This is a genomic window from Marinobacter adhaerens HP15 (genome assembly GCF_000166295.1).
In the GTDB taxonomy this organism is placed as follows: domain Bacteria; phylum Pseudomonadota; class Gammaproteobacteria; order Pseudomonadales; family Oleiphilaceae; genus Marinobacter; species Marinobacter adhaerens.
Map to the genome: position 1 here is coordinate 34,869 of NC_017507.1, position 26,123 is coordinate 60,991.

At 52.3% G+C, this 26,123-nt stretch carries 22 protein-coding genes; all 22 read left to right on the plus strand.

Going from position 1 to position 26,123, the window contains the following annotated elements:
• The first annotated feature begins 508 nt into the window (after positions 1-508).
• Positions 509-829, plus strand: coding sequence for a hypothetical protein (locus HP15_RS22440; protein ID WP_041646768.1), 321 nt, complete (start codon positions 509-511; stop codon positions 827-829).
• A gap of 74 nt (positions 830-903) precedes the next feature.
• On the plus strand, positions 904-2,352 hold the full coding sequence (locus HP15_RS21050; protein ID WP_041646770.1) for a capsule assembly Wzi family protein: 1,449 nt from the start codon (positions 904-906) through the stop codon (positions 2,350-2,352).
• A gap of 26 nt (positions 2,353-2,378) precedes the next feature.
• Positions 2,379-3,500 carry a polysaccharide export protein gene (locus HP15_RS21055; protein WP_014579330.1) on the plus strand — a complete coding sequence of 374 codons (1,122 nt, stop codon included), beginning with the start codon at positions 2,379-2,381 and terminating at the stop codon, positions 3,498-3,500.
• A gap of 3 nt (positions 3,501-3,503) precedes the next feature.
• The gene (locus tag HP15_RS21060; protein ID WP_014579331.1) at positions 3,504-3,938 is read left to right on the plus strand and encodes a low molecular weight protein-tyrosine-phosphatase; all 435 of its coding nucleotides are present in this window, start codon (positions 3,504-3,506) and stop codon (positions 3,936-3,938) included.
• A gap of 11 nt (positions 3,939-3,949) precedes the next feature.
• Positions 3,950-6,160: a polysaccharide biosynthesis tyrosine autokinase gene (locus HP15_RS21065; RefSeq protein WP_014579332.1), complete on the plus strand. Its 2,211-nt coding sequence runs from the start codon at positions 3,950-3,952 to the stop codon at positions 6,158-6,160.
• 103 nt (positions 6,161-6,263) lie between these two features.
• A complete protein-coding gene (rfbB, locus tag HP15_RS21070; RefSeq protein ID WP_014579333.1) occupies positions 6,264-7,337 on the plus strand; it encodes a dTDP-glucose 4,6-dehydratase in 1,074 nt (357 codons plus the stop codon).
• 80 nt (positions 7,338-7,417) lie between these two features.
• Positions 7,418-8,266 carry a dTDP-4-dehydrorhamnose reductase gene (gene rfbD, locus HP15_RS21075; protein ID WP_041646772.1) on the plus strand — a complete coding sequence of 283 codons (849 nt, stop codon included), beginning with the start codon at positions 7,418-7,420 and terminating at the stop codon, positions 8,264-8,266.
• A complete protein-coding gene (gene rfbA / locus HP15_RS21080) occupies positions 8,267-9,151 on the plus strand; it encodes a glucose-1-phosphate thymidylyltransferase RfbA (protein ID WP_014579336.1) in 885 nt (294 codons plus the stop codon).
• Positions 9,148-9,693 (plus strand): dTDP-4-dehydrorhamnose 3,5-epimerase, encoded by a 546-nt coding sequence (gene rfbC / locus HP15_RS21085; protein WP_014579337.1) that lies wholly within the window; start codon positions 9,148-9,150, stop codon positions 9,691-9,693. The genes rfbA and rfbC overlap by 4 nt, the downstream gene beginning before the upstream one ends.
• An 816-nt stretch (positions 9,694-10,509) precedes the next feature.
• Complete coding sequence (locus tag HP15_RS21090) at positions 10,510-11,784, plus strand: lipopolysaccharide biosynthesis protein (protein ID WP_169702246.1); 1,275 nt, start codon at positions 10,510-10,512, stop codon at positions 11,782-11,784.
• Between the two features lie 62 nt (positions 11,785-11,846).
• Positions 11,847-13,028, plus strand: a complete 1,182-nt coding sequence (locus HP15_RS22100; RefSeq protein WP_227499812.1) for a glycosyltransferase — start codon at positions 11,847-11,849, stop codon at positions 13,026-13,028.
• Positions 13,025-14,137, plus strand: coding sequence for a non-hydrolyzing UDP-N-acetylglucosamine 2-epimerase (gene wecB, locus HP15_RS21100; RefSeq protein WP_014579341.1), 1,113 nt, complete (start codon positions 13,025-13,027; stop codon positions 14,135-14,137). The genes HP15_RS22100 and wecB overlap by 4 nt, the downstream gene beginning before the upstream one ends.
• The gene (locus tag HP15_RS21105; protein WP_014579342.1) at positions 14,134-15,258 is read left to right on the plus strand and encodes a polysaccharide pyruvyl transferase family protein; all 1,125 of its coding nucleotides are present in this window, start codon (positions 14,134-14,136) and stop codon (positions 15,256-15,258) included. Before wecB ends, HP15_RS21105 begins: the two co-directional genes overlap by 4 nt.
• The gene (locus HP15_RS21110) at positions 15,255-16,526 is read left to right on the plus strand and encodes a glycosyltransferase (RefSeq protein ID WP_014579343.1); all 1,272 of its coding nucleotides are present in this window, start codon (positions 15,255-15,257) and stop codon (positions 16,524-16,526) included. Before HP15_RS21105 ends, HP15_RS21110 begins: the two co-directional genes overlap by 4 nt.
• Complete coding sequence (locus tag HP15_RS21775) at positions 16,526-17,641, plus strand: glycosyltransferase family 4 protein (RefSeq protein WP_014579344.1); 1,116 nt, start codon at positions 16,526-16,528, stop codon at positions 17,639-17,641. The genes HP15_RS21110 and HP15_RS21775 overlap by 1 nt, the downstream gene beginning before the upstream one ends.
• Before the next feature lie 215 nt (positions 17,642-17,856).
• Positions 17,857-18,939: a glycosyltransferase family 4 protein gene (locus HP15_RS21120; protein ID WP_041646776.1), complete on the plus strand. Its 1,083-nt coding sequence runs from the start codon at positions 17,857-17,859 to the stop codon at positions 18,937-18,939.
• Between the two features lie 3 nt (positions 18,940-18,942).
• Complete coding sequence (asnB, locus tag HP15_RS21125) at positions 18,943-20,916, plus strand: asparagine synthase (glutamine-hydrolyzing) (RefSeq protein ID WP_014579346.1); 1,974 nt, start codon at positions 18,943-18,945, stop codon at positions 20,914-20,916.
• Between the two features lie 49 nt (positions 20,917-20,965).
• Positions 20,966-22,006 (plus strand): EpsG family protein, encoded by a 1,041-nt coding sequence (locus HP15_RS21130; protein ID WP_014579347.1) that lies wholly within the window; start codon positions 20,966-20,968, stop codon positions 22,004-22,006.
• Between the two features lie 70 nt (positions 22,007-22,076).
• On the plus strand, positions 22,077-23,060 hold the full coding sequence (locus HP15_RS21135) for an acyltransferase family protein (RefSeq protein ID WP_014579348.1): 984 nt from the start codon (positions 22,077-22,079) through the stop codon (positions 23,058-23,060).
• 279 nt (positions 23,061-23,339) lie between these two features.
• Complete coding sequence (locus HP15_RS21780) at positions 23,340-23,819, plus strand: YdcF family protein (RefSeq protein ID WP_014579351.1); 480 nt, start codon at positions 23,340-23,342, stop codon at positions 23,817-23,819.
• A 68-nt stretch (positions 23,820-23,887) separates the two neighbouring features.
• On the plus strand, positions 23,888-24,919 hold the full coding sequence (locus tag HP15_RS21145; RefSeq protein WP_014579352.1) for an NAD-dependent epimerase/dehydratase family protein: 1,032 nt from the start codon (positions 23,888-23,890) through the stop codon (positions 24,917-24,919).
• Positions 24,901-26,082, plus strand: coding sequence for a glycosyltransferase family 4 protein (locus HP15_RS21150; RefSeq protein ID WP_014579353.1), 1,182 nt, complete (start codon positions 24,901-24,903; stop codon positions 26,080-26,082). The genes HP15_RS21145 and HP15_RS21150 overlap by 19 nt, the downstream gene beginning before the upstream one ends.
• Positions 26,083-26,123 lie beyond the last annotated feature (41 nt).

The following is a 26,123-nucleotide window of genomic DNA, read 5'->3' on the forward strand; positions in this document are numbered from 1 at the left end:
GTATACAGTTTAACCGTATATTGATTAGCGACTGAGCGATTAAGCCAGGAAGATGTAAGAACGGAAGCATAGACGTGAGTGGCATCGTTGGAGTAGCGGCACATCGGAATGTGTCAGACATTATGTTCGAGGGCTTGAGGCGGTGTGACGATGGTTACGCACGGTGGTGTGGTCTCTCGATTACCGATCGGCACGGCAGGGCACAGCACCTCCAACAAAAAGGCGATTTGCGTCATCTCGTAAGAAGCTTTGACTGCGGACCGTTTTTTGGCAGGACTGCCATCGGTTTTTAGCTGAGTCGCCGAACCAGGCCACTTGCGTGGAGTGTCACTGGGACGAGGCAGCCACCGCAGTGATTATCGGAAATATGAGCGCCCCCTCGTCATCCCGCCTGCGCCTTGAGTGTCTTGGGCATACCTTCCGATCCAATTCGTCAGCCGAACTGACGTGCGCTCTTTTGGGGCATTATTGTAAAAGACATGAGAGCGTTAAGACGGCGATCGACGCGATGCTCGCTGAGTTGTCGGGAAAATTTGCTTTGATCGTTTTGCATGAGCGCGAACCCGGCACGCTTTATTGCCTTCACCATGGTGAACCACTGGCCATCGGTATTGGCATTGGTGAACACGGTGTGAGTGCCAGAGCGGAGTCTCTTCTACAAATAACAGATCGGTTTGTTTGGCTTGAAGAAGACGACACGGCTCGGGTTCGTGCTGACGCTTTTCAAGTCTGGGATGGCTCTGGTGAGGAAGTAAAGCGCGATATTGTTAACTACGTTCCAAGCCTCGGGCGGTCGAACAGCAACGGTTCACATTCGCCTTGTTTGTAGCGGTTTAAACGAAGCACAACGCTTCATACATTCATCGTCGGTGGGATAGGGCCACCGTTACAACGAGAACTTGGATGTCCTTAAAGCACTGGTTTCGGGTCTGTGGGGCGGTAGCGTGCCTGACGACTTTTCCGCAAATGATGGCGTTAGCGGCCCCATGGGTTGGCCCTGGAGATGCTCGTGCCCGCTATGAGGCCGTGAAGTCCGCAGACCGCGGCGCAAGTGACCGTACCTTCACCACGTGGCCAGTTATGTGGCCCAACATCGAGAAAAAAGCCGGTTACTTAAATTTTGAATACGACAAGACGGGAGCGCCAGATTCCCGCGCAGAAATGACGATAGCCGGGCAAACAGAAACGCCGTTTGTGTCGGGCTTTGAGCCTGTCTTATCGGGCGACGGTCGTGTCGCTTTCACCGCGCAATGGCAATGGGACCGGTGGGCGGTTGGTGTCTCGGGCTCAGGAATCGCTGATGAAGATGACAACCAGTCAGTACGTGCCGATGGCAGTTACGTTGCGACGACACTCGGCAACTGGGTGCTCGGGGCTGGTCAGATTGATCGTTGGTGGGGGCCAGGTTGGCACTCGAGCCTGATACTCTCCAATAACGCACGTCCGATCCCAGCTTTCTTTATCAATCGGAGCGACGCTCGCGCGCCATCGTCGGATTGGCTCTCCTGGATTGGCTCGTGGGATTTTACGATGATGGCGGGCCAACTTGAAGGAAGACGCGCTCAACCGGACGCCAAGTATCTGGGAATGCGTCTGACGTTTCGCCCCGTGAGTGGCCTGGATATCGGGCTGTCACGGGCCATCATTTTTGGCGGTCGTCATCGCCCGGAGAGTGGCTCCGTCACCTTCGATGCTCTGATTGGGCGAGATAACTCTCAAGATGGGGCTGATCAAGATCCGGGTAACCAGATCGCTGCGGTGGATGTTCGCTACGGTTGGGAAGCGTTCGGGCAGACCGTGGGGCTATATGCACAGATGGCTGGCGAAGACGAAGCGGGGGCATTTCCCGCACGCAAGTCCTGGTTGTTCGGGGTAGATGCAACAAGCCAATGGTTTGGGGCCGAGCAGCAGTGGTATGCGGAGTACGTGAACACGGTTGCTGATGATCTGTTTGGCGATGCCTTGCCAAACGTGACTTACGAGCATTTTCAGTATCGAAGCGGGTATAACCATTTTGGTCGGGCCATCGGGTCGTCCTTTGGGGGGGATTCAAAAGCCTTGACTCTGGGTGGTTATCATTTCCTGCCGGGCGGCGAGGAAGTGTCGGCTACGGTGTCTCTGGCGGACATTAATGTCGATGGCAGCGCCAGAGTCGTCACGCCAGGGAACGAGATTTTTTACTTTGTTCCCCAGTCTCGGACCAAAACCACCATCGTTGGTCTCGGATACGCCACCCACCTTTTCAACGGCTGGCTTCAACTGCGGGCCCAGTTGCAAGACAAAGAGATTGAATTTGTCAGTGGCGCCCGGGATCGGTGGTCTTTGGGTGGACAATGGACTTACCGTTTTTAAGCGCTCAGACAAGGCACCAACCTTATATGTACAAAGCAATTGCCCTTTTGATGTTAGGTGCCCTGGTTACAGGGTGTGCCTACGCTCCAGGTTCCCACATCGACACGACAAAACGCGGATCGTTTTATAGCGGAGACAGTGAAGCGGCCACCGTCGATTACTCCGAGCTGATTCGGGTGTCTCAAATTGATGCGGATATTTTGTTCGATCCTTCGGTGATGACTGTTCCTGCACCAGCGTCGAATCTGATTCAACCTGACGATGCCTACGAATATCGGGTCGGCGTTGGGGACGTGCTTCAGGTTATCGTATGGGATCACCCCGAACTCACTATCCCCGCCGGTGAAAACCGCAGTTCTGCCGAAACCGGTAACGTCGTGAACTCTGACGGAACCATTTACTACCCATACATTGGCTATGTTCAAGCAGCCGGTAAAACGACCATCGAGATTCGGGAGGACATCGCCTCACGACTCGCTCGGTTCATTGAAAGTCCGGAAGTTGATGTATCAGTGGCGTCCTTCCAAAGCCGGCGCATTTACATTAGCGGAGCAGTCGAGACGCCTGGCGTCTACCCACTCACCAATGTGCCCACCCGGTTGGTGGATGCGATCAGCCAGGCCGGCGGTATCGATGAGGGCGCCGACTGGCGCAATGTCATCCTCACTCGAGAGGGGAAGGATTATCGGCTGTCGCTCAAAGCGATCTTGGAGTCGGGTAACACCCAACACAACATCCTCCTGCAATCTGGGGATGTCGTCACGGTGCCTTTGGGCGACGATCAGAAAGTATTTGTTCTAGGACAGGTCGCCAGCACCCAGACTTTGCCGATGGGGCGCAATGGGTTGACGCTTGCTGAGGCCATCTCAAATGTGGGTGGTTTGAACGAGCGCCAGGCCGAGGCAACCGGAGTATTTGTTATACGCCGGGCCGAGGATACCGATGCGGATAAGCCAATCGATCTGTTTCAGCTGGATATGAGCGATGCCACGGCATTAGTGCTAGCGGATCGATTTGTCCTCAACGATCGGGATCTGATCTATGTGACGACGGCGCCGGCGGCGCGTTGGAACCGGGTTATCTCCCTGCTTACGCCGTCCTTCTCGGCCCTGTTCTTAGGCGATCGCGTCGCCGACCTTCTGGAGTAAGCCGTGTTTGACAACATTCTGGTGCTTTGCGTCGGTAACATTTGCCGAAGTCCTGTTGCCGAGGCGTTTTTGAAGGCGGAACTGCCGGGCAAATCGGTTCGATCGGCGGGATTGGGGGCTTTGGTTGGTCACCCGGCTGATCCGACAGCGCAAACGCTGGCCAACGCAGAGGGGCTGAATGTGGCCGATCACCGGGCGCAGCAGGTGACCCCCGCAATGCTGGGCGAGGCAGATTTGATCCTGGTAATGAGTCGTGATCAGCGCGGGCAAGTGCGTAAGCTCCACCCTGCCTCCGGTGGCAAAACGATGCTGTTGACGCATTGGCTACCTGGGCAACCCGACATATCTGACCCCTACAAAAAGAGCACCGAGGCGTTCGAACACGTTCATAAGCAAATCGTCTCAGCCGCCAAGGCCTGGCTCCCAAAGCTATCCTAAATGAGTAACGAATGACCGACGTAACGGCAGTAAAATCTAGCAGAAAAGCACAACCGGATGATGAGATAGACATCGGTTTCCTGCTTGGAAGCCTCTGGGACCACAAAGGTTTTATTGTGGCACTGACTCTCATGCTCGGGGTGGCCGGGTTCGTATACGCGTCATTATCTACGCCTATCTATCAGGGGGACGCGCTGGTCCAGGTAGAGAAGAAATCTGGCACGATTCCCGGGGCTGACATGTCACAAATGTTGGGTAGGCAAGGGCCTGACACCAACACGGAAATTGAGATTCTTCGTTCACGGCTGATTCTCGGGCAGGTCGTCGATCAGACCGACCTTCAGGTTGTGGTTGAGCCGGTATATTTACCTTGGGTTGGCGAGTGGCTCTATCGAAAGGGTGTGTCGCGGCCTGGGGTGTTTGAGGGCAAGCCTTATGTGTGGGGCGGTGAGTCCCTCTCGATTGGCTCGTTGGTTGCCAATCATCACAGTGACACAGTTCGCTTTTTTGTCGAATCGCTGGGCGATGGCCGTTATCGCGTTCTGGATCTTCAAGAGAAGCTACTCGGAGAGGGACAGGTTGGTGAGCAGCTTGTTATTGAACTGCCCTATTTTGAGTTGCGCGTCGCCGATCTGTCCGCTCCGAAAGGAGCGCGGTTTGAGGTGACAAAGCTGAGTCGCCTCTCAGCCACCAATCAGCTAAAAAATCGACTTACCATTCAATCCCAGGGCCGTGAAACCGGAATCTTGCGCCTGGTGATGCAAGGCGCTGATCAGCAGGAAATCGTAAACAGTTTGGATGCGACCACCCAGGTATTTTTGACCCAGAACATTGCACGGCAAGCGGCCGAGGCTAAGAAGAGCCTGGAGTTCTTGGAGGAGCAGGCGCCAAAAGTTCGCCAACAGCTCACCGAAGCGGAAAATCGGCTCAACGAGTACCGTCTAAAAAGCGATAGTATTGATCTAAGCTTTGAGACCCAGAATGCGCTCACTAGTCTGGTTCAGATCGAGGCAAGCCTGAACGAGCTGGCACTGCAGGAATCGGAGCTGGCTCGGCGTTTTACCCCGAACCACCCGGTTTATCGCTCGTTGCTTGAGAAAAAAGAGCAGCTGCTTCGCGAGAAGAGCCGGTTGGAGGAGCGCACCGACGATTTGCCAGAAACCCAGCAGCAGGTTTTGCGGCTGAGCCGGGATGTGCAAGTTACGCAAGAAATTTATGTACAGCTATTGAACAGAATGCAGGAGCTCCGGCTTGCCAGAGCCGGCACAATCGGCAACGTTCGCATCCTGGATAACGCGGTGGTTCAGGGGCAAGTTGCCCCGCGTAAAAATCTGATCGTGGCCGTATCTGCGCTGTCGGGATTGCTGCTTGCGATGGTTACTGTGTTGCTTCGTGCTGCGTTCAATCGAGGGATTGTCTCGCCGGAGCAACTTGAAGAGATGGACCTGTCGGTCTATGCAACGGTGCCTCTATCGGATGAAGAAAAACGATCGACTGAGGGCGGCAAAAAACGGACTTTCAAGCGTCGTAAAGCTAAAAAGAGAGATTTGTTGGCTGCCCGAAACCCGGCGGATCTCTCCATCGAGGCGATTCGCAGTCTGCGCACATCCTTGCACTTCGCCATGCTCGAAGCCGCTGATAACCGGTTGATGATCACAGGGCCCAGCCCGGGCATTGGTAAAAGCTTTATCTCGGCAAACCTGGCAACCGTCTGTGCGCAATCTGGCCAACGAGTTGTTGTTCTAGACGGCGATATGCGTAAAGGGCATGTGCATGAGGCGTTCGGTGGCTCCACGAGCAACGGTCTTTCCGATGTATTGTCTGGGCAGTTGTCATTTGACGACAGTATCCATGACTCAAGCGTCGACGGATTAAGCTGGGTGGGTCGGGGCAGTGCACCACCAAACCCTTCAGAGCTTTTGATGCATAAACGATTCAGCGAATACCTCAAGTATCTGTCTGAGCGGTTTGATCTTGTCGTCATTGATACGCCGCCGATCCTCGCGGTGACCGATGCCGCCGTCATTGGCGCGCAATGCGGCACAAGTCTCATGGTGGTGCGTTTTGGTCAGAATACGCCGAAGGAAGTGCAAATCGCGGAGAGCCGGCTTTCTACGGGGGGCGTGGCGCTCAAAGGCGCCATCTTGAATGCGATGGAGAAGAAAGCGGCCACCAGCTATGGCTATTACGGCTACTACAACTACGCGTACAAGTCGGACTAAAACACTTGAGCTGGATTCATTTCCTGCCCCTTGGCACCTCGAAAGTTGAAGTTGGGACCACGATTTGTTGAGAACTAGTAAAAGCATAAACTGAAGGGACTCTATGAAACTCCTCATTACTGGCGGCGCAGGCTTTATTGGTTCCGCTGTTATTCGACACATCATTAACGGCACCACCGATGAAGTCGTTAACCTCGATATATTGACGTATGCCGGTAACCTCGAGAGCTTGAAGGAAGTAAACGATAGTTCGCGTTACACCTTTGAACAGGTCGATATTTGCGACCGTTCTGGAGTGGACAGAGTGCTAGCCGAGCATCAACCAGACGCTATTATGCACTTAGCCGCCGAAAGCCACGTAGACCGCTCCATAGACGGCCCGGCAGACTTTATCGAAACCAATATTGTAGGCACCTATACCCTGTTGGAAGCGACTCGCCAATACTGGCAGGGGCTGGAAGCCGAAAAGAAAGCCAACTTTCGCTTTCATCATATCAGCACCGATGAGGTGTATGGTGATTTGCCGCACCCAAGCGAAACATCTAACGCGGAAGAACACCTGTTCACAGAACAAACCGCTTATGCCCCCAGCAGCCCGTATAGTGCCAGTAAAGCCAGCTCAGACCACTTAGTACGCGCCTGGCAGCGCACCTACGGCCTGCCGGTGTTGGTCACCAACTGCAGCAACAACTACGGCCCCTATCATTTTCCGGAGAAGCTCATCCCGTTGATAATTCTCAACGCTTTGGAAGGTAAGCCGCTCCCGGTTTACGGCAAAGGCGACCAGATCCGCGACTGGCTCTATGTAGAGGACCACGCAAGAGCCCTCTACAAAGTCGTCACCGAAGGCCAGCCCGGCAAAACCTACAACATCGGTGGCCACAACGAGAAACAGAACATTGATGTCGTGCACATTATCTGCGGCATTCTCCAGGAACTCCGTCCGCAGGAGCGCAGTTACGGGGAGTTAATTACCTTCGTAAGAGATCGCCCCGGCCACGACAGGCGTTACGCCATCGACGCTGACAAAATCCAGAGAGAACTCGGCTGGGCCCCCGAAGAAACGTTCGAAACCGGCATCCGCAAAACCGTACAGTGGTACCTGGATAACCTCGACTGGTGCCAGCGGGTGCAAGAAGGCAGCTACCAAAGAGAGCGCCTCGGCGCTGCAAGCTAACCCAACAACCGGACACCAACCCCGGGGTCAGATGAAATCCTTCATCTGACCCCATCTTCACAATCCAAACCACGATCATTATGCACATCCTTTTGCTAGGCAAAACCGGCCAAGTAGGCTTCGAACTGAACCGCACCCTCTCTCCGCTGGGCCCCATAACCGCCCCGGGCAGAGAAGAGCTCGACCTAGCCAACGCACAAGCCGTAGATAACTACCTTGCCCACACCCAGCCAACCCTGATCGTAAACGCCGCCGCCTGGACGGCCGTAGACGCCGCCGAAAAGCATCAAGCCGAAGCCCAACGCCTGAACGCCAGCCTGCCAGGTCAACTGGCTCAATACGCCGTAGCCAACAATGCCCGCTTGGTCCACTACAGCAGCGACTACGTCTATCCCGGCAACGGCACAACCCCATGGCAGGAAACCAGCGCCACAGGCCCCCTGAGCGTATACGGCCAAACCAAGTTTGAAGGAGACGAAGCCATCCAGCAAAGCGGAGCAGACCACCTCATCTTCCGCACCAGCTGGGTATATAGCGCTCGCGGTAACAACTTCATGAAAACCATGCTGCGCTTGGCTGAGAGCAAAACCGAACTCAACATAGTGGCTGACCAGATCGGAGCGGCCACTCCGGCAAGGCTCATCGCCCAGATAACCGCACTTGCCATATACAGCAAACTGCAAGCAGGCCTCTACCACCTGGCCGCAACCGGCGAAACCAGCTGGCAAAGCTTCGCCAAAGAAATCTTCCGCCTGGCCGGCAAAAGCACAAAAGTAAACCCCATCCCAACCAGCGACTACCCAACGCCAGCCCAACGGCCGCTGAACTCAAGGATGGACACAACCAAGCTCGAAACCGCGCTAAACATCCAGCTCCCAAACTGGCAGAGCCAACTGGCGCTGACATTGAACGAGTATCTGGAGAAGTAAATGAAAGGGATTATCCTCGCCGGCGGCTCCGGCACCCGCCTCTACCCAATCACCCGAGGCATCTCCAAACAGCTCCTCCCGGTGTACGACAAACCCATGATCTACTACCCGCTCTCCGTACTCATGCTGGCGGGCATCCGGGACATCCTCGTGATCACCACCCCCGAAGACCAACAAGGCTTCCAGCGCCTGCTGGGCGACGGTAGCCAATGGGGCATCAACCTAAGCTACGCCGAACAACCAAGCCCGGACGGCCTCGCTCAAGCCTTCATCATCGGCGATGATTTCATCGGCGATGACAGCGTATGTCTGGTACTGGGCGACAACATCTACTACGGCCAGGGCCTTAGCAATATGCTGCAAGCCGCGGCCAAACGAGGGAAGGGCGCCACCGTATTCGGCTATCAGGTAACCGACCCAGAACGCTTCGGCGTAGTGGAGTTTGACGACAACCACCGCGCCATCTCCATCGAAGAAAAGCCGGCGAATCCGAAATCTGACTACGCCGTAACCGGCCTCTACTTCTACGACAACGATGTGGTTGAAATCGCCAAACAGGTAGAACCCAGCCACCGGGGCGAACTGGAGATAACTAGTGTCAACCAGGCCTACTTGGAAAGGGGCGACCTGAACGTAGAACTGCTGGGCCGCGGTTTCGCCTGGCTGGATACGGGAACTTTTGATTCCCTGCACGATGCCGCTGGCTTCATTGAAACTCTGGAAAAGCGCCAGGGCCTAAAAATCGCTTGTCTGGAAGAAGTCGCCTATCGCATGGGTTTCATTGGGGAAGAAGAATTGCTGGCAGGGGCGGAAAACCTTAAAAAGAACAGCTACGGCGACTACCTGAAAAAACTAGTAAAACAGCCAAGTAAGCCAACTCTATGAAAATCACAGAAACCAAGATTCCCGCTGTAAAACTCATCGAACCCAAAGTGTTCGGCGACGAACGCGGTTTCTTCATGGAAACCTGGAACGAAAAAGCCTTTCGTGAAGCCGGTATCGACGCCACCTTCGTACAGGACAACCATAGCCGCTCCGTCAAAAACACCCTGCGTGGCCTTCATTATCAGATTAAACAGCCCCAAGGCAAACTCGTGCGTGTTACTCGTGGCGAGGTATTCGACGTGGCCGTGGACCTGCGCAGTGATTCATCCACATGCGGCCAATGGGTCGGTGAATACCTCTCCGAAAAAAACAACCGTATGCTCTGGGTTCCTCCGGGATTTGCTCACGGCTTTCTAGTGACCAGTGATACAGCCGATTTTCAGTACAAGTGCACGGATTTTTATGCTCCAGAATATGAGCGATCAATTTATTGGCAGGATTTACAGCTCCGAATATGTTGGCCGCTCCAGAAAAGTTTAAAACCTTTGATATCTCGAAAGGATCAGCTGGCTATATCCTACGCTGAAGCGGAGAAATTTTAAGTGGTGGTAGTCATCTTTAGCTTATTTTCGAATGTATTGATGCTGAAGTTCTTGTTTACTTTGGGGGAACCTCCGTCGGTTTTCCCGATAGAGTTCACTTCATGCCTGATTCCAGGTTTTTATAAACAGCCTTTAGCCCGTCTCGCTTAAAGTATTCATTTTTTTCAATTAACGAAAATTTTAAATAACATCTATTACTTAATTGTTTGCCCACCTAAAGGCTGTGGCCTTGTATTCATTGAGGTATACAAATATGTTACCTTTAAATAAAAACAGAAAGAATTCGAATGGTGGCGTTTATCTGAAAATCCCGATTCGGACTGGGATGAGCGCGCACAATGAATGACTGCTTTAATCGCGTCTGGTGTAGCTGTAGAAGACTTTGGAGGTGCACAGCTGGTTCCTCATCAGCATCTCGACTCAAGTTTTTCCTATCAGCCTGGCGATTTGGTAAAGCATTCCTATGAGACGGTAGTGTGGGTTCTGAACAGTTTTCTTCTGGAGCTGGCAAAGACCCATAACGTGCCTGTGTTTTCAGGAGTGTGCGTGCTCGCGTATGTTAATGACCTAGATAGATTGATGCGGTGGTTGCCAATAGTTGCGAGCACACTTATTTTTTCTACGTGATAATCGAAAAGTTGCCGGATCCTCGTGCGCGGCGCAAGAATGGTTGCGTCAATAGGCTTTCTGACAAGAATGTCAACTGTCTTGCTCATACAGCTAGTTTTCAGGTATCCGAAACGCACTCGTGGCTGCGCCAGGTGGTCTATCATTGCCGATTCGTTGCCGCACACGCTGTTAGGGGCTTCAGAAAGAATGGGTAAGACTTTTCACTTCGGGCGAGACCTGTTGCAAAGTATTGGCTCTAGTGGTGTGGGGCTATTTCTTACGCTTATCACGACACCGATAATGACGAGGCTTTTTGCGCCGGATGCGTATGGTGTAAATGCGGTTGTTTTAAATGTTGCGACTTTAGTGGCGAGTTTGGGTTTGTTGGGTCTGCCTGTCGCACTAGCCAGGCAGAAGAAGGTTTCCGAGCAGGCGCGTCTTTTTAATGCGTCCGTGCAGATGGCAGTGATCATTTTTGGGCTGAGTACAGTGTTGGTTGTAGTGGCCTTTTTTAACCCGGCTGCTTTGCCAGACGGGATGTCAATGTTGGTCGCCTTGATATTTCCATTCCTTGTTTTAGTGCATTCAGCCCAACGCATCGTGGATTCCCTTGTTACAGCCAAAGGGCTCTTCCCTGCACAGGCTGCGGCTCGTATCGGCAATGCTGTGACTTCAAGGGCGCTCCCGATATTCCTTGGATGGTTAGTTTATCCCGGGACAGCATCCATGTTGACTGGTGACGGCGCGGGCAAGATTACTCATGTTATCGTGACTGTGCGACTTGGTAACCTGCGCAGTGATTGGAGAGGGTTTCGGTGGAAACCAGCCAGTTATTTTTTGCGCAATACTCTACGAGAGTATCGAGATTTTGCCTTTCAATCGAATGTTGCAACGGCGTTGCCTCTTTTGTCCGCGCTGGCAGTGCAAGTAGTGCTGGGCGCCAGATTGGGCACCGAAGCGATCGGTTATTACGCGCTGGCCCAGTCAATTATTACACTACCGGTCACAGTTATCGCACTTGCCTCGGCTCCTGTAGTTTTTCATCGCTTAGTGCTTATCGCCGACGAAACTCCTGACAAATTACCGGGATTGGCAATGAAGGTGATGCTGAGCTATCTCGTAGTCGGTGCTGTCTGTATGTCGCCTATCGTTTTTTTTGGTCCAATCATCTTTGAGGTGGCATTTGGAGATGCATGGCGCTCGGCGGGCGTGGCTGCGTCGATTCTAGCCATACCGCAACTATTAGCCTTTAGTTTGACAGGAACGCTAGCCCTTTTCAGAGTGACGCACAAAATCAACGCGTGGTTTGGCTTCGAGCTGGCTGGAACGACCGCTATTGTGGGGGGGCTAGTCTTGCTTCCTCCATCAAGTAATCTGATCACCGCTATGATTTTCCTAGCCTCACTAAAGTTTGTTTATAACGTTCTCATGCTCGCCGGCTGCATGTGGGCATCTCGACAATTAACGGACTTTCATAGGTAAAACCTTTTATGCATGTTCTGCTTGTTGCGCCTTCCGCTCCACCCAAAAATAGTCCCGAAGCAATGCAAGTCGGCAGGTTCCTTTCCTCGCTTGACCCTTCAGTAAAAGTAACTCTTGTTACTACCCCGATTGTGGCAGGGTGGCAGTGGGAAGATCGGAGCTTGGCGGTGGATAGGCCAAGGATGAACGTTGTTGAGTTATCCCTCCCAGCACATCGATCAACACAGCGCTTGCTGGCGAATCGCCGGCTATCATTTTTGCACAATCCCGACAGCGATTTCTGGGTGCGTTGGTTTGCTGGGCATGTTTTACAACGCCTTTCTGATACACCAGATGTTATATATTCCCGGTCTGGGCCGTTTTCTGCTGCATTACTAGCCCGACGATTAAAGATGATGAGTGGCAAACCTTGGCTCATGCATCTCAGTGATCCCTGGTCTGATAGTCCATATCGGCAATTATCGCCCCGCAGGGCTGCTGTAGACCGTTTCCAGGAGGAGGCTTGTTTTGCTTTTGCCGACATGATCACTCTTACCACCGAGGGGCAGGCTGATCATTATCGAGAACGTTATCCTGACCGTGCTGGCTCGATTTTTGTGACGCCGAATATGATGCCTGTTGTCCAGCCATTACAAACGGCATCGCGTCCAGAAGGTCCGCTTCGACTGGTCTATACCGGTGCACTATACGGTGAACGAGACCCTCGAGCCCTTCTTTCGGCACTGCGTATCCTTCATGATGCTGAACCGAGTGGGAAAGAGCGAATTCGCTTGGACTTTTACGGAAATATGGCTCCCGAAATGGCTGCACTGATAAATGGATATCCGGGTTGCGTAGCACATGGGCCTATACCGTTCGAAGAAGTTGCCGATGTACAAGCAAAAGCAGATGTACTAGTGACCGTAGAAGCTGGGGGAGACAATCCGTTGCTTCTCCACTTTATGCCGTCGAAAAATCTGGATTACATCGCGATTGGCAAACCGATTCTTGCAGTTACGCCGAAAGGTAGTCAGACAGATCGGTTATGTCGCGCGGGGTATGGTTGGTCCTTTTCTCCTGATGACTCGCCTGCCATTGCCGAAAAATTGTCTCAGTTAGCGCGCGATTTTGTAGCTGGAAATCGTATAGAACAGTGTCCAAACTTGCGAGCTTCACCTTTTCGCGCGTTGACTGTAACGGATGGCATTAAGCAAAAACTGCAAGGCCTTGTGGCTAAGCATGATGTGAAAGGATGTGAATTATGAAAGTTCTTATGATCGTCGGGACAAGACCAGAGGCGATTAAGATGATTCCGGTATACCGTACATTATCGGCCCGAGAGGATATGACAGCTTGCCTCTTGCTAACCGGACAGCACCGCGAGATGGCGCGAAGCGTTTTAGACCTTTTTGGTGTGAACGCAGATATTGATCTCGATCTAATGGAACACGGCCAAACTCTACTGAGTCTCTCAGCTCGGCTGACAGCCGGTCTTTCGCGTGTAATAGTTGATGAGCAGCCTGACGTGATTCTTGTTCAAGGAGATACTACGTCAGCTATGATTGGAGGGATGCTCGGCTTCTATGCGGGCTGTCGTGTTGGACATATTGAAGCGGGGCTACGTACAGGTAATCTAGCGTCGCCCTTTCCGGAAGAGTTCAACCGTCGAGTCATTACGTTGGGGGCCCACTGGCACTTTGCGCCTACAGCTGCCGCCGCAGAAAACCTCAGGTCCGAAGGTATAACTCTGAACGTCCACACTGTTGGCAACACAGTGATAGATGCAGCCCTCGATATGGCAGATCAAATGACCCCAGGAAAAGCAGCTATGTTCGATCAGTTACCTTTCCTTGACGACTCATCGGGTAAGTCGGTCCTTGTGACTGTGCATCGTCGCGAAAATATCGGAACTCGGATGGCGGGGATTGCTGCAGCGGTTGGCGAGCTGGCGACTTTGCACTCAAGTACGCATTTTGTCGTGCCGGTTCATCCAAACCCAGCAGTTGGGGCTGTCGTGCGTCCCATCTTAGAATCGCTTGAGAACGTACATTTGATTGCCCCGCTATATTACGACCAAATGATTTACATGCTCAGTAGGGCGTTTTTAGTTCTCACTGATTCCGGCGGGATTCAGGAAGAAGCCCCATCATTTAACGTCCCCGTGCTTGTACTGCGCAACGAGTCTGAGCGTATGGAGGGAGTTGATGCCGGCTGTAGTCGGCTCGTTGGGACAGAACCGTCATGTATTGTGAAGGAAGCCCAAACATTGTTGTCAGATCCAGTTGCACACGCGATGATGGCAAATAGCGCTAATCCATATGGTGATGGGTGTGCGTCACAGAAGATTGCTCAGATCTTGAGTGGGATAGAATGACCGTGCCGGACGTGGTACTGGTAGGCTACTACGGGCGTGGAAACTTCGGTGACGATGTGCTTATGGCTGTCGCTCACAGAATTGCACGTAGTATTTTGCCCGATGCATCTATTGGGGTCAGGCTTGGCTCTGATGTCTCGTACCCATCGCGACTGCTTGGCGAGAATGTCATTCCTGTGCCTTTTGGGAGTCGTGACAGACATCGTCTGATAATACATGGTGGCGGTGGTACTTTTTTTGACTTTGCCCATCACTCCATCAGCGAACGCTGTGTCAATGCTGTTCTGCTAATCGCGGGAGTGAACGCCTTCGTTCGAGTTGAGGGATGGCTGCGCACGTTCCTGAAAAAACCTCGAATGTCGGCTCAAAAGCGGATTGGGTTGGGTATAGGTGTTGGTACTTTTTCTGCTGGCTCTGGAAAGCTTCGAGAGGCGTTGCCCTTGCTAATGGACTTTGATGGTCTTTGGGTGCGTGATCCGGTTAGCAAAGAGAACCTCGACAGACTGGCTGTTTCCGCACCGATAACCTTGGGTTCAGACCTTGCTTTTTTATCAGAGGGCTGGTGCCCGGAGGAGCTGCTATTGCAGGCAAGGCCCGCTAGGCTTGGTCGGCCCAAGGTCGGAGTGGTCTTGCGAGACTGGCCGGTGGGCAGTGGGCCAGGCTTTGCCAATGCCTTCGGGCCTGTGATTGCCGAGCTTTCGGCACAATACGATCTGACTTTGATTTCTTTTGATTCTGCTACTGATGCGGGAACTCTGCGAGCGTTAAACGATATTCCACAAGTGGTTTGGTGCCCAGAGAGGATGGATTTGGCCAAGTTTTCAGAGGTGCTGTCGGATCACGATGTGCTGCTTACGTCTCGTGCACATGGTGCGATTTGTGGCGCCTGCCTCGGTCGCCCTTCAGTAATACTCGACATCGAACCAAAACTTAAAGCAGTTAACTCAATGCTACCCCGAGCCACTCGCTTGGTCAGACCGGATAGCGATAGTAAAACAGTAGTTAGGCTCATTGAAGAGGCTCTGGCAATTCCTATCGATAGCATTGTTAAGGATGTTATGCATAACCGAACATTGGCGGCCAGTGCTCTTGGTGAAGTGCTCAAAGGTCTCAATCTATGAATTCTCCTCGCCGCATTCGTGTTCTTATGGTTACCGCAACATTGGGTTATGGCGGTTCTGAAAGTGCCTTTGTCAGGTTGGCCGATTTTCTAAGTAGGCATGTGGACGTCACGATTGCTCTGATGGCCCAGGACTACGGAAGCACTGATTATTCCAATCAGCAATCCTCGACAGCTCATCCAGTGGTTTTGCTTGACGATCTTGGCGTAGCGAGTGCTGGATTGCTAACGAAGTTAATGCGGTGGAGCCGCATGCGGGCTCGGCTTCGAAATCTCAAGTCCGAACATGATGTAACTATTAGCTTTCTCTCAGGACCTAATTTACTTAATGCCTTTGCAGGCACTGCACAAGCTACGATTGTATCGGAGCGAGGATCAAAACTTTATCACACGGACATCCCTTGTATTCAAAAGTTTATTTGGCTTCGCGTGCTTGATCCCATGACCTATAAGCGTGTCGCCAAGGTTGTGACGGCCTCAGTCGGGTACAGAAAAGAAATCGCTCAGATTGCTGGAAAGCGTAGCTTGGCGAAAATTGTACCAATTGAAGGTGGCATTGACGCGGATACCCTAGTCGCCAACTCGGAGGCGATGCCTGACCACGATATTGTCCGATTTTGCAGAGGGCAAACTGCTGTTTATTGTGGGCGCCTTGACCGGGGAAAGGGTATAGATCTCTTGCTGCCGAGCTTTGCCCGAATTCGCGCTCGTATACCTGAGGCGAGATTGCTGTTGATCGGCGATGGACCACTTAGCAAGAAAATTGTCGATATCTGTCATTCTGTTGGCCTACCAGTGACCGAGGACGGTGACCCGGCAGCAGCTGTTTTTATGGCGGGTTACAGGAGCGATCCAGTTCGCCACTTCGGACTGTGTGAGTTGTTCCTGTTTCCCTCTCTTCACGAGGGACTGGGTAACGCTCTAATTGAAGGCGTGGCCTCGGGAATAGCGGTTCTAGCATCTGACTGTCCCTGGGGGCCGAGGTCTGTTCTTTCGGGCCGGGATGACATGGTCACGGGGGGCGGTGTCGAGCAGCCTACGCAACTCGAAAACGGGGTACTTATGCCTTTACCTACCACTGTCACCGCTCTTGGAATGTGGGAAAAAGAGATGGGCGCCCTTCTGGAAAACCCATCTAGACGAAAAAGTACGGAAGTATGCAGGCAAGCTATTGACCGATTCGATATTAGTGTCACTGGTTTGCAGTGGATCGATTTGATCCGTCAGATCGCAGGCGTGCCAACCGAGAATTATCAGGGAGGGGAGTGATGAGCTTGAAGCGGCGCAAGGCTTGGCTTCTTGAGGGATCCGTTGCGGTGACCGGTGCATTCATATCTGCGAGAGAAATGGCGCGATTGCTGCAGGGAGAGATGGATTTTACTCTGGTTCTGCCGCGTGGATCTAAGATTGCAGAAAGCGAACTTCATGATTTTGTGGACGTCTATCGACTTCCCATCCGACCTTTACGGAAGAACTTTCTGGATGTGTTTCTTTATTTTCCTTATTTGCTTCTGGTTGCGGTTCAGCTACGTATTCTTATGTGGCGTGATAAAGCGGATGTATTGTTCGTCAATGATTTCTATCTTGTGCAAGGCGCGCTATTGCGTTTTTTGGGATATAAGGGAGAGATTTTGACGTGGGTGAGAATAGATCCCGCAGCTTTTGGGCATGTTGCAAAGGTCTGGCTATGGTTCGCTGCACTAGCCTCCCAGTCGGTAATTGCTGTTTCGCGCTATATTCAGCGAGTGCTTCCTGACTATGTGCAAAGTTCATTGCTTTACGACCCTGTGAGCGCAGAATTTCTTCCCGCACCAGCAACTGCAGACAATGACGATAGTTGTTTTGTTTTTCTTGGTAACTACATCCACGGAAAGGGGCAGGATGTTGCGCTGGAGGCGATGAGTGAGGTGTTAAAGACCTGTCCGGATGCACGTTTGGAGTTTTATGGCGGCGATATGGGCCTCGAGAAAAATCGCGAGTATCGTCGGTCCTTGGAACGTCGAGCGGAAGAGCTTGGTCTGTTGAGTTCTGTGTATTTCGGTGAAGCTGTTCCTTCACCACGCACGGTGCTTTTGGGAAAGCGGGCCGCACTAAATCTTTCCCGATCGGAATCGTTTTCTCGGACTGTACTCGAAGCAAGCGCCTGTGGGCTCCCCGTTATCGCTACTCGCTGCGGGGGGCCAGAAGAGATTTTGGAAAATGGACGGACTGGCTTCCTTATTCACATTGGGGATTTCGCTCAGTGTGCGGACAAGATGTCCGCTCTGTGTAAAAAACCAGATTTAGCAAAGCAGATGGGCTTGGCGGGGCGAGCTAGAGTAATGTCAACATTTGGTGTTGATGTGTTCAAATCGGAGATTCAAGCTCTGCTCCAGCGATCATGAAACAACGTATCTCGATGCCTACACTGGGTTTTGTTCAATTCATAATGCTTCGAGCTCGAACTGGGTTAGAGTTCAGATCGTTCCACTTTCTGTTCTACAATGACTACGGAGTGCGACATATTCATATAAAGGACTCAATCGGGAGCTTGTTTGTTTCTGCATAATGCGAATTACCGCTACCTTCCCTGTTTCGCGCCAACACGGTTTACTAGTTAATGAAGATACTTTTACTCTCGAAATATCCCCGTATGGGTGCAAGCAGTCGTCTAAGATCGCTTCAATATATCCCAAGGCTGAGTTCAGAGGGCATGAATATAGTTGTGAATAGCCTGCTTGATAAGGAGTATCTTGAAACTCTTTACAGAGTGGGGAAAAAGCCTCGCCTTCGATCCTGTTTTTTGTATCTAAGACGGCTTATCAAATTTCTTACTTTCTTTAAGTATGATCTAGTTTGGATCGAGTACGAAGTATTTCCTTATCTGCCAGCTGTCGCAGAGCGACTGCTGAGGTTGCTAGGCAAGCCGTACGTTGTTGATTACGATGATGCGGTTTTCCATAACTATGATCGGTCTGACAATCGGCTTATCAGCGTGTTTTTGGGAAATAAAATTGATGCTGTTATGCGGAATTCTTCCTGTGTCGTTGCGGGTAATGAGTATCTGGCCATGCGCGCACGAAAGGCCGGAGCGCGTCGTGTTGAACTAGTTCCTACCGTAGTAGACAGGGAGCGTTATCAATGTGGGAGGAGTGATTTAACCACGAAACCGATCATTGGCTGGATTGGTTCCCCATCCACTCAGCGATATGTTGTCGATATTAGGGATGCTCTGAAGAAAGTCTGCAATGAAACAGGAGCCCAGTTGCTACTGGTCGGAGCAACAGAAATCGTGCGGGAGCAGTTGCCAGGGATTCCGGTGGATGTTGTGCGTTGGACTGAAAAGTCAGAAGCAGCCCTCGTTGGCCAAATGGATGTCGGCATCATGCCGCTTGAAGATGGTCCCTGGGAAAACGGCAAATGTGGTTACAAGTTGATTCAGTATATGGCCTGTGGTGTTCCAGTGGTGGCTTCGCCGGTCGGGGTAAATGTCGAAATCGTGAGCGAAAGTCATTGTGGGCACCTTGCTGACTCTGTAAATGAGTGGGCAGAGGCTTTGATAGGCATTTTGAGTTCCGGCACTCTACAGTCCGAGCTTGGTATGGCTGGCCGGAAAGCAGTTGAGCAGAAGTATTGTCTGCAGGTACAGGTTCCAGTGTGGTCTAGTATTCTCCGGAGCGTTGCGCAGCGGGGTAATGCCTGAATTATGTGCGGGATTACTGGTATTTTCGGTGGTGTTCCTGGTAGCGAACCTCTCAAGTCTGCCCTGAAACAGATGGCCGATGCTATTACCCATCGCGGTCCGGACGATTCGGGTACTTGGGAAGAGCTTTCGGCTGGTCTTGGTTTCGGGCATAGACGTCTTTCGATTGTGGATTTGTCGCCCGCAGGCCATCAGCCGATGCTTTCCGGTTGTGGGCGCTTTGTATTGGCATTTAATGGTGAGATATACAACCACAATGCGCTTCGCAGGGAATTAGAATCTTCCGGCAAGGTATCCGCAGGCTGGAAAGGACACTCGGACACAGAAACCTTGCTTTGTGCGTTCACTGCATGGGGTGTTGAGAAAACTCTCGAAATGGCAGCAGGTATGTTTGCCATTGCCCTGTGGGATCGAGAAGAACAATCGCTTACCTTGGCTCGGGATCGGTTTGGGGAGAAGCCTCTCTATTATGGGTTGGTGGCGGGTGCCCTGGTGTTCAGTTCTGAGCTCAAAGCGCTTCAGCGTGCCCCAAGATGGAGGGGAGAGGTCGAGCCCAGTGTGTTAGAGAGTTACCTCCGCTTTGGTTGCGTTGGTGGGCAGGAAAGCATTTTCAAAGATGTTTTCAAGCTTCCGGCAGGCTGTTTACTGAAAGTTTCGCTTTTGGATATCCGTCACGGCGAAATGCCTCCTGTGGTGCGGTGGTGGTCGCCAGTTGAGGCGGCGGGGGCTGCGCTGGGGGGGCGCAATAATAATCCTGATATGGCGCTGGACAACGTTGAGCAAGCGTTGGTTGCCTCGATTCGCCAGCAGATGGCAGCAGATGTGCCACTTGGGGCATTTCTTTCCGGAGGTGTAGACAGTTCGTTGATCGGCGCGTTGATGCAAAGCCAGACCAGCCAGAAGGTGCGAACCTTTTCGGTTGGGTTTGATGACCCTCGTTACGATGAATCTGAGCATGCGGCTGCGGTTGCGGCGTACCTTGGAACGGAGCATACAACTCTCCGGGCTACTTCGAAGATGGCATTGGACCTCGTTCCCAAGCTTCCAGAACTGTACGATGAGCCGTTTGCCGATTCGTCCCAATTACCTACCTGCCTGATATCCGCGCTTACCCGCCAGCATGTTACGGTTGCCTTGAGTGGCGATGCGGGTGATGAGCTGTTTGGTGGCTATAACCGTTATGTTTGGGTTCCCAGAGTTTGGAGCAAGTTGAGCAGAATGCCTCTGCCAATGCGGCAAACGCTAGGGCGCATGCTGAAACTGGTGCCTTCGTCTCGATACGATCGCTTGATGTGCCTAGGTAGAAAGGTTTTGCCCTCTAGGTATCAGATTCGTACCTTTGGCGAAAAGCTCTATAAGTTAGCAGATGTGCTCGCTTGCAGTTCGGACCGGGCTCTTTATGGTGGCCTAGCCTCGATGAATCGTCACCCTGAACAGTTATTAAGGACTGACTATCGATCTGGAAATCCGGTTGAGGATTTGTATCCTGCTTTGGCAGGATTTGATCCGGTGGAATGGATGATGTTGATGGATACCCTTAACTTCATGGTGGATGACGTGCTGGTGAAAGTGGATCGTTCCAGTATGGCCAGCAGTCTTGAAGTCAGGGCGCCATTCCTTGATCCAGAGGTATTTAAAGCAGCTTGGCAGTTGCCGTTGGATATGCGTGTGCGCAATGGTGAGGGCAAGTGGGCCTTGCGCCAGATTCTCTATCGCCATGTGCCCCGGGAACTGATTGAACGGCCCAAGATGGGGTTTGCGATTCCTTTGGATGACTGGTTGCGTGGGCCGTTGAGGGAATGGGCGGAAGATTTGCTTGGCGTGCGGTGGTTGTCTCAGATTCCAGCTTTAGACGCCAAAGCGGTGCACTTGATGTGGGATCGGCACATTCAGGGGCAAGGACATTATGCGCAGCAGTTGTGGGCAGTGCTTCAGTTGAGTGCTTGGGTTAAGCACTGGAACCCTTCGTTTGGTTAATTCGTTTTGATTCAACCTGAAATTTTAATCTATTTCTCTTAGGTATCCCATGCTGCCTTATTGGCTGTTTTTTCTGATCCCAGCAGGAGTGATTCTGGCCAATCAGCGGCTGGCGGAGACATCCAAGTCTTTTGCTTGGGGCCTTGCTTGGTTGCTCTTCTCTCTTGCCATAGGGCTGCGCTTTGAAGTTGGTGGCGATTGGTTTGCTTACATAAACCTCCTGGAAATTCATGCCGCCAAGGATCTTACAGGAGTGATATCGGGAGGAGATCCCGGCTATTACCTGCTCAACTGGCTTGTGGGGTTGGGTGGGGGCACCATCTATTGGGTCAACACGCTTTGCGGCATGATTGTGATGGCTGGTGTCGTGCGTTTTGCGCGTAGTCAGCCACTACCTTGGTTGGCACTGCTGGTGGCTGTTCCTTATTTGATCATTGTGGTGGGTATGGGCTACACCCGTCAGTCAGCAGCCTTGGGCCTTCTGTTGATTGGCTTGGTATCGCTTGGCAATAGCCAAATGCGTTGGTTTGTTTTTTGGGTGATGCTAGCAGCCACTTTCCACAAGTCAGCGGTCCTTATGTTGCCTGTCGCTGCGCTGGCCTCTACCTCAAACCGATTCTGGAGTTTGCTTTGGGTCGGCTTGATGTCGCTGGTCGGTGGCTACCTGATCGTATTCGATTCTGCAGAACGGCTTTGGACTAACTATGTGGAGGCAGATTACGAATCGCAGGGCGGATTAATCCGGGTGCTTATGAATGCAGTCCCTGCGATGTTGTTCTTTGTGTTTCGGCGGTATCTGAGGCTGACAGAAGCAGAGGACAAACTCTGGTTCTGGATGTCGGTGCTTTCCCTGACATGTATTCCGCTGGTGGTTTTGTCCTCTACTGCCACTGATCGGGTGGCGCTGTACCTCATTCCGATTCAGATGTTCGTCTTCGCTCGTTTGCCGTTTGTGGTGACGGATCCGCGACACAGGGGGCTGGTTACGCTTGCGGTGGTTGGATATTACGGGCTGGTTCAGGCAGTTTGGTTGTTTTTAGCGGGGCATTCGTTTGCTTGGTTGCCTTATCAGAATGTTATTTGGCTTTGACTGCCAAAAGGAAGGAACTTGAAAAAATATCTCTGGCTAGAAGTAATGAGGGGGGGGGGCAGCCATCTGGGTGCTTCTGCACCACGCGGTCTTGACGACAAATGCGTTCTTTGAGGATGTGGACTACCCGTTTTTCGCTCGGGGTTTGTTGGGAGTAGATTTCTTCTTCATCCTCTCTGGTTTTATAATAGCGTTTGCTTCCTCGCGGATGCTCGCAGCAGGTAAAACGCTTGGTGAGTACTTTTCGCACAGAGTTGTCAGAATTTATGTTCCGTACCTGCCTGTTGGGGTTGCGCTGTATTTTGCGTACCAACTTCTCCCAGATCTGAGTGCGGCTGATCGAGAAATTGGCTTGCTAACCAGCCTTACGCTGCTACCGACCGCTGAGGCTACAGCACTTAGCGTTGCCTGGACTCTCAAGCATGAATTACTCTTTTATTTCTTGTTTGCATCTATTTTTATTTCGAGAGCATTGTTTATTGGGGTAATGGGAGCTTGGCTGGTTGGAATCTTGTTCCTTCGGCAGTGGCTTGAAGTCCCGGATTCAGGTTTTCTTCAGGTTCTTTTGAATCCTTTGAATGTTTGGTTCTACGTTGGAATGGCAGTGTTTCTCTGTCCGCAATTCAGCTTGAGCCGAATCGCATATTGGGCGGGCTTTTTGGTGCTGGTGACTGCTCTTTATGTATCAGTGATAAATGGATTCAGCCGGTTCTACATAGGGCTTGTGTTTGCCGCTATGATTATTCTGTTCACGAAGGTTGAAAACCTGGAAGTGCCGGCTCCTCGGTTTCTCTTGTATCTTGGTGCAGCTTCGTACTCTGTTTATCTGGTGCACAACCCCGCCCAGTCTGTGATTGCTCGAATCCTTCCGATGCTTTCCGAAAACTGGTCTCCAGTGTTGGCATTTTGGGTTATTACTGGCGCGTCTCTGGTCGCCGGAATTATCTATTTCGCTTTTTATGAAAAGCATGCTGTTACTTGGTGCAAATCGAAAACTAACGAGTATTTTCGGGCGAAAGCTAAGAGTTTTGAGGTTGGGGCGGCTCGAGACTGATTGATGACATAAACTATGTTTGTAGTCTCTAAGGTTGCCATAGCAATGATATCGCTTCTGGGCGCATCTTTATTTGGCGGCCTGCTCGCGCTGCTTCTGGCGTTGGTAGGTCGTAAGCGCCTTGCTTTATGGTTTGGTATTTTAGCGTTGCTTTGGCTCTAGTTCTGGTCCTTGCCTGTGGCTAGTAACTGGGTACGAGGCTACCTGGAAGATCAACACCCGCCCATGGCGGTTCAGGGAGTGCCCCAGGCTGAGGCTATTGTGGTGTTGGGCTGAGGTGTGTCGCCTGTCAGCATTGGTGAGCTGTATCCGAATCTGGAATCCGGTGCTGATCGGGTTTGGCATGCCGCCCGGTTGTTTAATGCCTCTAAGGCACCATTGGTGCTGCTGACCGGTGGCAGCGATCCTTCGCACAGTGCTGCGTCTGAAGCTATGCGTCAGTTTATGCGGGATCTCCGGGTCCCCGGCCAGGCCTTGGTTCTGGAAAGCCGGAGCAGGAATACCAGCCAGAATGCGGAGTATTCTGCTGAGATACTCACAGAGCAGGGCGTTAACCGGATTCTTCTGGTCACTTTTGCCTATCACATGCCAAGGGCGAAGGCCTTGTTCGAGGCTCAGGGCCTGGAGGTTATTCTGGTCGCTACCGACCACGAGGTGTTGTCACGGCCTTTGTGGCGAAGCCTGCTCCCTGAAACCAGTGCGCTGGATGGAAGTAGCCGGGTGATCAAGGAGATTGTCGGGCGCCTGGTGGGGCACTAACTATCTCTTCCGTATTTTTCGTGTCCTTTCGTGGTTTTTGTGGCCAATAAATTTTTAAAGGTTCTTTGATGCTGTCTGCTGATAACCGGCGCTACCCGCAACTTCTCGACCAACTCCCCAGCCAACCCAAAACCTGGCTAATCACCGGCGCAGCCGGCTTCATCGGCTCCAACCTTCTGGAGCACCTGCTGAAGCTGAACCAGCACGTAATAGCCCTGGATAACTTTGCCACCGGTCATCAGAGCAACCTGGATGAGGTTCGGAGTTTGGTGTCTACAGAACAATGGACGCGGCTTCAGTCTATAGAGGGCGATATCCGCAATCCGGAAGATTGTGCCCGGGCCTGCGAGGGTGTGGATTACGTGCTGCACCAGGCCGCACTGGGGTCGGTGCCCCGGTCTTTGAATGACCCCATCACCACCAATGCCGCCAACATTACCGGTTTTCTGAATATGCTGGTGGCGGCGCGGGATGCGGGGGTGAAGAGTTTCACCTATGCGGCGTCCAGTTCTACCTATGGCGACCACCCGGCCTTGCCGAAGGTGGAGGAGAAAATCGGCAAGCCGTTGTCGCCTTATGCGGTTACCAAGCATGTGAATGAGCTGTATGCCGAGGTGTTCGCCCGCAGTTACGGCTTCAAGGCCATTGGCCTGCGGTACTTCAATGTATTCGGCAAGCGCCAGGATCCAAACGGTGCCTATGCGGCGGTGATTCCGAAATGGACCGCCGCCATGGTGCGGGGTGAGGATGTGTTCATTAACGGCGATGGAGAAACCAGCCGGGATTTCTGTTTTATCGAGAATGCAGTGCAGGCTAACCTGCTGGCGGCCACGGCGGAGGATTCTGCCAGGAACGAGGTTTACAACGTGGCGGTGGGTGATCGCACCACGCTGAATGATCTGTTCGCCGCTCTGAAGAGTGCCTTGGCTGAAAATGGCGTGGTGTATGACAAAGCGCCGGTGTACCGGGATTTTCGGCCGGGGGATGTGCGGCACTCTCAGGCGGATATTGGTAAGGCGTCCAGCAGGCTCGGATATAACCCAGAGTTTCGGATTGTTGAGGGGATTGCCAAGGCGATGCCTTGGTATTTGAAGCACTGAATCTTCAAGGGGGCACGATTTTGAATCCGGTGGTTTTCCTGACGTCGAATACGTCCTGGTACTTGTATAACTTTCGCGCAAGCACGATTCAGGCGTTGCGTGAACAAGGTAACCGGGTCGTTTGCCTGTCCCCGTCGGACGATTTCAGCCAGCGACTAGTGGATGATCTGGGGGCGGAGCACATTGCCTTGCCGCTGGATGGCAAAAGCACGGGAGCGGTGCAGGAGCTGCGCAGTCTGCGGTTTATCTGGTCGGTGATGCGCGAGTACCGGCCGGATTTTGTGTTCAACTTCACGGTGAAGATGAACATTTATTGCGGTCTGGTGTGTGCGTTTCAGAAGGTTCCGTTTGCCAACAATATCTCGGGCTTGGGCACCGCGTTTATTCATGATTCCTGGCTATTCAGGCGGGTTCGGCAGGTGTATGGCCTGGTGAATCGACGCTCGCAGAAGTTATTCTTTCAGAATGAGGAAGATCTTGGGGTTTTCCAAAGCAAAGGGTTGCTTAGCGATACGCCCTACACCCTGCTACCCGGCTCTGGTGTTGATTTGGCTCGTTTCCGGCTAAGTCCGCTCCCAGAAGATTTACCCTTTACATTTATCATGATAGCTCGGTTGCTGGGAGATAAGGGTGTACGCGAGTACGCTGAGGCAAGCCGTAAGCTCAAGGCCGACGGTTTGAACGTCCGTTGCTTGTTGGTGGGGCCGCTGGGAGTCAGTAACCGAACCGCGATTTCGGAAGATGAGGTTCGTCAGTGGCAATCCGAGGGTATTGTTGACTATTCGGGGGCTACGGACGATGTCCGTCTATTGATCGAGCAAGCTCACGTGTTGGTCTTGCCATCTTATCGTGAGGGTATGCCGCGCACCGTTTTGGAAGCCGCCGCTATGGGACGCCCAGCCATTGTGACCGATGTACCGGGTTGTCGTCATGCCATTGAACCCGGGGTGACCGGATGGTTATGTGAGGTGCGTAATGCGGATTCGTTGGCGGCCCAGATGCGCGCGGTTGCTCAAAGCGATGAGGAGACCCTAAAGCGGGCCGGTATTTCTGCGCGCAGACGTATGGAAGCCCAGTTCAGCGAGACGTTAGTGGTAAAGGCGTATCTCGATTGCTTGGCGGCTTCTTCGCCTCTTTTTTTAGCTCGAAAAAGTTCAGTATAAAATATGTCAAACGACGGTATAGTTGAGATCAAAACTTGTGA